Source organism: Paracoccus binzhouensis (assembly GCF_016446475.1).
In the GTDB taxonomy this organism is placed as follows: Bacteria; Pseudomonadota; Alphaproteobacteria; order Rhodobacterales; family Rhodobacteraceae; genus Paracoccus; species Paracoccus binzhouensis.
The window spans coordinates 1-5,987 of the sequence record NZ_JAEHFP010000172.1 but is presented as its reverse complement, the minus strand read 5'-3'; the positions used below and the strand labels follow the sequence as shown (position 1 = coordinate 5,987).

The 5,987-nt window shown below is 73.9% G+C and carries 6 protein-coding genes and 1 pseudogene; 4 read left to right on the top strand and 3 right to left on the bottom strand.

Annotation, left to right across the window (positions count from 1 at the left end):
- From I9P22_RS22760 to I9P22_RS22745, 4 genes and pseudogenes are all read left to right on the top strand, one after another.
- Positions 1-268, top strand: a pseudogene (locus I9P22_RS22760) (penicillin-binding protein 1C); the annotation flags it as partial.
- Between the two features lie 66 nt (positions 269-334).
- Positions 335-766: an alternative ribosome rescue aminoacyl-tRNA hydrolase ArfB gene (gene arfB, locus I9P22_RS22755; protein ID WP_199262375.1), complete on the top strand. Its 432-nt coding sequence runs from the start codon at positions 335-337 to the stop codon at positions 764-766.
- A complete protein-coding gene (locus I9P22_RS22750; protein WP_199262373.1) occupies positions 763-1,230 on the top strand; it encodes an NUDIX hydrolase in 468 nt (155 codons plus the stop codon). The genes arfB and I9P22_RS22750 overlap by 4 nt, the downstream gene beginning before the upstream one ends.
- Positions 1,227-2,663 (top strand): inorganic phosphate transporter, encoded by a 1,437-nt coding sequence (locus I9P22_RS22745; protein WP_199262371.1) that lies wholly within the window; start codon positions 1,227-1,229, stop codon positions 2,661-2,663. The genes I9P22_RS22750 and I9P22_RS22745 overlap by 4 nt, the downstream gene beginning before the upstream one ends.
- A 56-nt stretch (positions 2,664-2,719) precedes the next feature.
- Here I9P22_RS22745 and I9P22_RS22740 read toward each other — a convergent pair whose 3' ends face one another.
- From I9P22_RS22740 to I9P22_RS22730, 3 genes are all read right to left on the bottom strand, one after another.
- On the bottom strand, positions 2,720-4,381 hold the full coding sequence (locus I9P22_RS22740; RefSeq protein WP_199262369.1) for a thiamine pyrophosphate-binding protein: 1,662 nt from the start codon (positions 4,379-4,381) through the stop codon (positions 2,720-2,722).
- 119 nt (positions 4,382-4,500) lie between these two features.
- A complete protein-coding gene (locus I9P22_RS22735; RefSeq protein WP_199262378.1) occupies positions 4,501-5,478 on the bottom strand; it encodes an NAD(P)H-quinone oxidoreductase in 978 nt (325 codons plus the stop codon).
- An 11-nt stretch (positions 5,479-5,489) separates the two neighbouring features.
- A partial coding sequence (locus tag I9P22_RS22730) for a COQ9 family protein (protein WP_199262367.1) occupies positions 5,490-5,987 on the bottom strand: 498 nt, incomplete at its 5' end.

Below are 5,987 nucleotides of genomic sequence, written 5' to 3'. Positions count from 1 at the left end.
CAGCGCCGCTGCGGCCAGCCCCGCCAGCCCCGATGCGCTGCGCCTGACCTATCCGCCGGACGGGGCCGACCTGGACCTGCGCGGGCCGCTGACCGCCAAGGCGCGCGGCGGGCGCGGGCCCTGGACCTTCCTGCTGAACGGCGCGCCCGCCGCCATCGCCCGGCCGCAGCCCGAGGCCAGCCTGCCCAACCCCGGCCCCGGCTTTGCCGAGCTGACGGTGGTGGATGCCGACGGCGCCTCGGCGACTGCGGCAATCCGGCTGCACTGACGCAATTTGCGCGTTTCGTGATTCGCTTGACCTTTTCTTGGCCGCGATTTGCGACATATTCGCATCATGCTGCGCATCAACGATCAGATCGCCATCCAGGAATGGGAGCTGTCCGAACAGTTCACCCGCTCGCAGGGGCCGGGCGGGCAGAACGTGAACAAGGTCGAGACCGCGGTGGAACTGCGCTTCGAGGCCGAGCGCTCGCCGCACCTGGCCCCGCCGGTCAAGGCGCGGCTGAAGCGGCTGGCCGGACGGCGCTGGACCCAGGACGGCGCGGTGCTGATCCGGGCCGAGGAAACCCGCAGCCAGGCCCGCAACCGCGAGCTGGCGCGCGAACGGCTGGCCGAGCTGATCCGCCAGGCGCTGGTCGCGCCGCGCAAGCGCATCCCGACCCGTCCGACGCTGGGCAGCCAGCGTCGCCGGCTGGCCGCCAAGACCCAGCGCGGCGAGGTCAAGGCGGCGCGGGGCCGCATCCGCGACGCGGAGGATTCGGCATGATCGTCCAGTTCCGCGACAGGCTGGCGCGGCTGCTCGGCCGCCGCCCGCCCGACATGCAGGTCGCGGCGCTGTGCCTCGACCCGGCCAGCGGGCAGGTGTTGCTGGTCACCAGCCGCGGCACCGGGCGCTGGATCCTGCCCAAAGGCTGGCCCATGCCCGGCCGCAGCCTGGCCGACGCCGCCCGGCAGGAGGCCTGGGAGGAAGCCGGCGTCCGCGGCCGCGTGGACGAGGCCGAGATCGGCCGCTATCACTACGACAAGGACCAGGACCGCGGCTTCGCCATCCCGGTCGAGGTGCGGGTCTTCCCGCTGCATGTCGAGGCGCTCGAGGCGCAGTTCCCCGAGGCGCAGGAGCGCAGACGCCGCTGGTTCGCGCCCGAGGAGGCCGCCCGCATGGTGGCCGAGACCGGGCTGAAGCAGCTGCTGCGCAGCCTGCCCGCGCCGCAGCGGCGCCCCCCGGCATGAGGCGCGAACCGCGCGAATACCGCACGCTCGACGAGGATCTGAGCCGCGTCACCCATACCGAGCGGGCGGTGCTGCATTCGGCGCGGCCGCTGATGCGCCTGGGGCTGGGGCTGATCTTCATCGCCGCGACCGCCTATGTCGGCACCGGCTTCTTCGCCGGCCAGCCGGCGCTTGGCATCCTGGCCGCCGGCATGGCCATGGCCGCCTATGTGGCCATGTCGATCGGCGGCAACGACGTCGCCAACGCCCTGGGTCCGGCGGTGGCCGCCGGCGCCATCGGCATGACCACCGGCCTGGTCTCGGTCGCGGTCATGGAGGTTCTGGGCGCGGTCATCGCCGGCGGCGGCGTCACCGCCACCCTGACCGAGGGGCTGGTCGGCAGCACGCTGGGCGAAGGAGAGGCGACGGCGCGGATGATGCTGGCGGCGCTGTTGGCGGCGGGCAGCTGGATCAGCCTGGCCACCTGGCTGGGCGCGCCGGTCAGCACCACCCATTCCGTGGTCGGCGCCATCGCCGGGGCCGGCATGGCAAGCTTCGGCCTGGGGGCGGTGAACTGGCCGGCCATGGCGATGATCGCCTTCGGCTGGATCGTCTCGCCGCTGGTGGCGGGGCTGATCGCCGCCGGGCTAATGGCGCTGCTGCGCCGGCTGGTCATGGACCGCGAGGATCGCCTGGCCGCCGCCCGCACCTGGATGCCGGTGGCCGTCGCGCTGACCTCGGCCATGCTGGCGGGGGTGGCGGAACTGTCCTGGCACGGCTCGGGCCTGGCGGCGAATGCGCTGCTGGTGCTGGCCTGCGCGCTGCTGGGCTGGCTCTATACCCGGCGGCGCCTCGACCGGCAGTCGCGCGGCGCCGGCGGCGGGCGGCTGGCGATGAAGCAATTGCTGGCGGTGCCGCTGGCCGCCTCGGCGCTGGTGATGGGCTTCGCCCATGGCGCCAACGACACCTCGAACGTGGCGGCGCCCTTGACCATCATCCTCGACAGCCTGTCGGCGGGCAACCCGGCGGCGGGCGACGATGCGCTGCGCGGCCGGCTGGTGCTGCTGCTGGGGGGGCTGGGCATCGCGCTGGGGGTGCTGCTGTTCGGGCGCCGGCTGGTGCACATGGTCGGCAGCCGCATCACCCGGCTGAACGCCGCGCGCGCGCTTTGCGTGTCGCTGGCGACCGCGGCGACGGTGCTGGGGGCCTCGCTGATGGGCCTGCCGGTCTCGACCACGCATGTCGCGGTGGGGGGCGTGTTCGGCGTCGGCTTCTATCGCGAATGGCGCGACCGGCGGCTGGCGGCAAGCCACGCGCCGCTGCCGGCCGAGGAGCGCCGGCGCCGGCATCTGGTGCGCCGCTCGTACATGCGGATGATCCTGGGCGCCTGGCTGGTGACGGTGCCCGCGGCCGCGGCGCTGGCCGCGGCGCTGGTCTGGATCGGCGGGATCTAGGGCGGGGCTTCCGGGAAACCCCTTGTGCCGGCCCAGGCTGGTGGCCGCCCCTGCCCTCAGGCCCGGCGCAGCGCCGCCTCGCCCGCCGCGCGGGTTTCCGAAAGCGTGGCGCCGGTGCTCAGCGCCTCGGGGTCCAGCACCAGCTCCAGCACCGCCAGCGTTCCGGCCGCCTGCGCCCGGGCGAAGGCAGCGGCGAAATCCTCCTGCCGCTCGACCCGCTCGCCATGGCCGCCATAGGCACGGGCCAGGGCCGCGAAATCGGGATTGGCCAGCGCCGTGCCCGAGACGCGGCCGGGATAGCTGCGCTCCTGATGCATGCGGATGGTGCCGTAATGGCCGTTGTTCGCCACGATGACGATGACGGCAGCGCCGTGCTGGGCGGCGGTGGAAAGCTCGTTCACCGTCATCTGCAGGCAGCCGTCCCCCGCCATGCAGACCACGATGCGGCCCGGCTGCTGCAGCTTGGCCGCGACGGCCGCGGGCAGGCCGTAGCCCATTGAGCCCGAGGTCGGCGCCAGCTGCGTGCCGAAGCGACGGAAGCGGTAATAGCGATGGATGAAGGCCGCGTAGTTCCCGGCGCCGTTGGTAATGATCGCATCCGGCGGCAGGTGGTCGGAGAGCCAGCGCACCGTGTCCTCCATCCGCACCGTGCCCGGGGTGGGGCGGGGCTGCTGCCAGGCCTCGTATGCCGCGCGCAGCCCGGCGGTCCAGCCGTCCCAGCGCCGTGGTGCGGGCAGTGCCGCCAGCGCCGCCACCACCGCGCGCGGATCGGCCGCCAGCCCCGGATCGGGCCGCCAGAGATGCCCCAGTTCGTCCGGCGAGGGGTGGACATGGATCACCCGCGCCTGCGGGCGCACCGGGTCCATCAGCTCATAGCCGCGGGTCAGCGTGTCGCCCAGCCGCGAGCCCAGCGACAGCAGGCAATCCGCCTGCGCCAGCGCCTGCCCCAGCGCCGGGTTCATGCCGACGCCCAGGTCGCCGACATAATTCGGATGCGCGTTGTCCATGTGCCCCTGGCGGCGGAAAGGCACGGCGACCGGCAGGCCCCAGCTTTCGGCAAAGCGCGCCAGATCCTCGGCGGCGGCCTGCGACCACAGCGTGCCGCCGGGCACCACCAGCGGCCGCTCGGCCCCGGCCAGCGCCTGGGCGATGGCCGCGACCGACTCGCCGGCGACGGCGGAAAGCGGCGCGGCGGGCGGGGCGATGTCGGGCACCTCGGCCCGGGCCGAGAGCATGTCCTCGGGCAGCGCCAGCGCCACCGGGCCCGGCCGGCCCGACAGGGCAAGGTGGAAGGCGCGCGACAGGTATTCCGGGATGCGCTCGGTCTGGTCGATCTCGGCCACCCATTTCGCCAGCGGGCCGAACATGGCGCGGTAATCGACCTCCTGGAAGGCCTCGCGGTCGCGGTCGGCCCGGGCGATCTGGCCGACGAACAGGATCATCGGCGTCGAATCCTGCCGCGCCACATGCACCCCGGCGCTGGCATTGCTGGCACCGGGGCCGCGGGTGACGAAGGCGATGCCCGGCCGGCCGGTCAGCTTGCCCTGCGCCTCGGCCATCATCGCGGCGGCGCCCTCGTGCCGGCAGGTGACGTTCTGGATGCCCGAGGCGTAGAGCCCGTCCAGCACCGCCAGGAAGCTTTCGCCCGGGACCGAGAACACCCGCCCGACCCTGTTCGCCTTCAACGCATCGACCAGAATCTGCCCGCCATGCCGCATCGCCGCCCCTTCCCTGCCGTTTCCTGCCGGCAGTCTGGGCCAGCTTGCGCCGGGCTGGCAAGCCATGGCCGGCAAAATGCCGCTGCGGGCCCGCCGGAGGCCGGCATGGCCCCGGGGACTCAGTCCTCGGCCGCGACCTGCAGCAGGATCTTGCCGATATGCGCGCCGCCCTCCATGCGGCGATGCGCCTCGGCCGCCTCGCGCAGCGGGAAGCTGCCGTCGATCACCGGCCGCACCGCTCCGGCCTCGACCAGCGGCCACAGCCGGTCGCAGAGCTGCCGCGCGATCCCGGCCTTGGCGCGGTCCGATTGCGGCCGCAGGGTCGAGCCGGTCAGCGTCAGCCGCCGGGACATGACCTGGGCGAAGTTGATCTCGGCCCTGGGACCGGCCAGGAAGGCGATCATCACCAGCCGCCCCTCATCGGCCAGGCACTTGATGTTGCGGGCGATATAGTCGCCGCCCACCATGTCCAGGATCAGGTCCGCCCCGCCGGCCTTGCGCAGCAGGGCGACGAAATCCTCCTCGCGGTAGTTCACCGCGGTGGCGCCCAGCCGGGCGCAGGCGGCGCATTTCTCCTCCGAGCCGGCCGTGGCCCAGACCCGCGCCCCCAGCGCCCTGGCCACCTGGATCGCCATGGTGCCGATCCCGGACGAGCCGCCATGGACCAGGAACCGCTCGCCCGCCCGCAGCCCGCCGCGCATCACCACGTTGGACCAGACGGTATAGGCGGTCTCGGGCAGCGCCGCGGCGGCGCGCAGGGTCAGGCCGGCGGGGATGGGCAGCGCGTGCTCGGCCGGGCAGGTGGCGTATTCCGCATAGCCGCCGCCGGGCAGCAGCGCGCAGACCCGGTCGCCCGGCTTCCAGCGCGTCACCCCGCGCCCCACCGCCGCCACGGTGCCGGCGCATTCCAGCCCCGGCAGGTCCGAGGCCCCGGGCGGCGGCGCATAGGCGCCGGCGCGCTGCAGCGCATCCGGCCGGTTCACCCCCGCCCAGGCGATGCGGATCAGGATCTGGCCATGCCCGGCCCCCGGCACCGGCCGGGTGACCGGCACCAGCACCTCGGGCCCGCCGAAGGACGCGATCTCGACCGCCTGCATCACATCCGGAATCACCCGTCGCCTCCCTTGCTGCCGCGGCGCGCCTCGGGGCGCAGCCTTCCGGGCAGATTGCGATTTTCCGGCCGCCTGATCCAGCCCGTTGCAAGCCCGGCCAGCATGGAGACGCCGGGCAGCGCCCCGACCCGGCCCTTGAAGCTCTCGAAGCGCATCACCCCGTCGATGCGGCGGTCCAGGAAGTCGCGCGTCGCCTCCTGCTCGGGCGAATCGTCGCCCAGCCAGTAAAGCGCCGTCGCGCCATAGACCGCCGACAGCGTGGCGCGCTTGGAATACCAGTTCACGTCCTCGGAACGGTCGCCCAGCGCCTCCCAGATGGTATCGGCGGTCTCCCACAGCAGCCGCGCGCCCAGGGTGGCGTTCTGCGGCAGGGCCAGCAGCGCCGCCCCGGCCCGCGCCATCTCGCGGTCGCTCAGCGCCAGGCGCTGCATCACCGCCGCGGCGACGCGGTCGCGGAAACGGCCCTGCGGCGGGTGGGCGGCCAGCCGGGCCCG

Excerpts from the sequence above, each read along its gene's own strand:
- I9P22_RS22740 (WP_199262369.1), bottom strand. The coding sequence starts at position 4,381 with ATGCGGCATGGCGGGCAGATTCTGGTCGATGCGTTGAAGGCGAACAGG.
- I9P22_RS22735 (WP_199262378.1), bottom strand. The coding sequence starts at position 5,478 with ATGCAGGCGGTCGAGATCGCGTCCTTCGGCGGGCCCGAGGTGCTGGTG.
- I9P22_RS22745 (WP_199262371.1), top strand. The coding sequence starts at position 1,227 with ATGAGGCGCGAACCGCGCGAATACCGCACGCTCGACGAGGATCTGAGC.
- I9P22_RS22750 (WP_199262373.1), top strand. The coding sequence starts at position 763 with ATGATCGTCCAGTTCCGCGACAGGCTGGCGCGGCTGCTCGGCCGCCGC.
- arfB (WP_199262375.1), top strand. The coding sequence starts at position 335 with ATGCTGCGCATCAACGATCAGATCGCCATCCAGGAATGGGAGCTGTCC.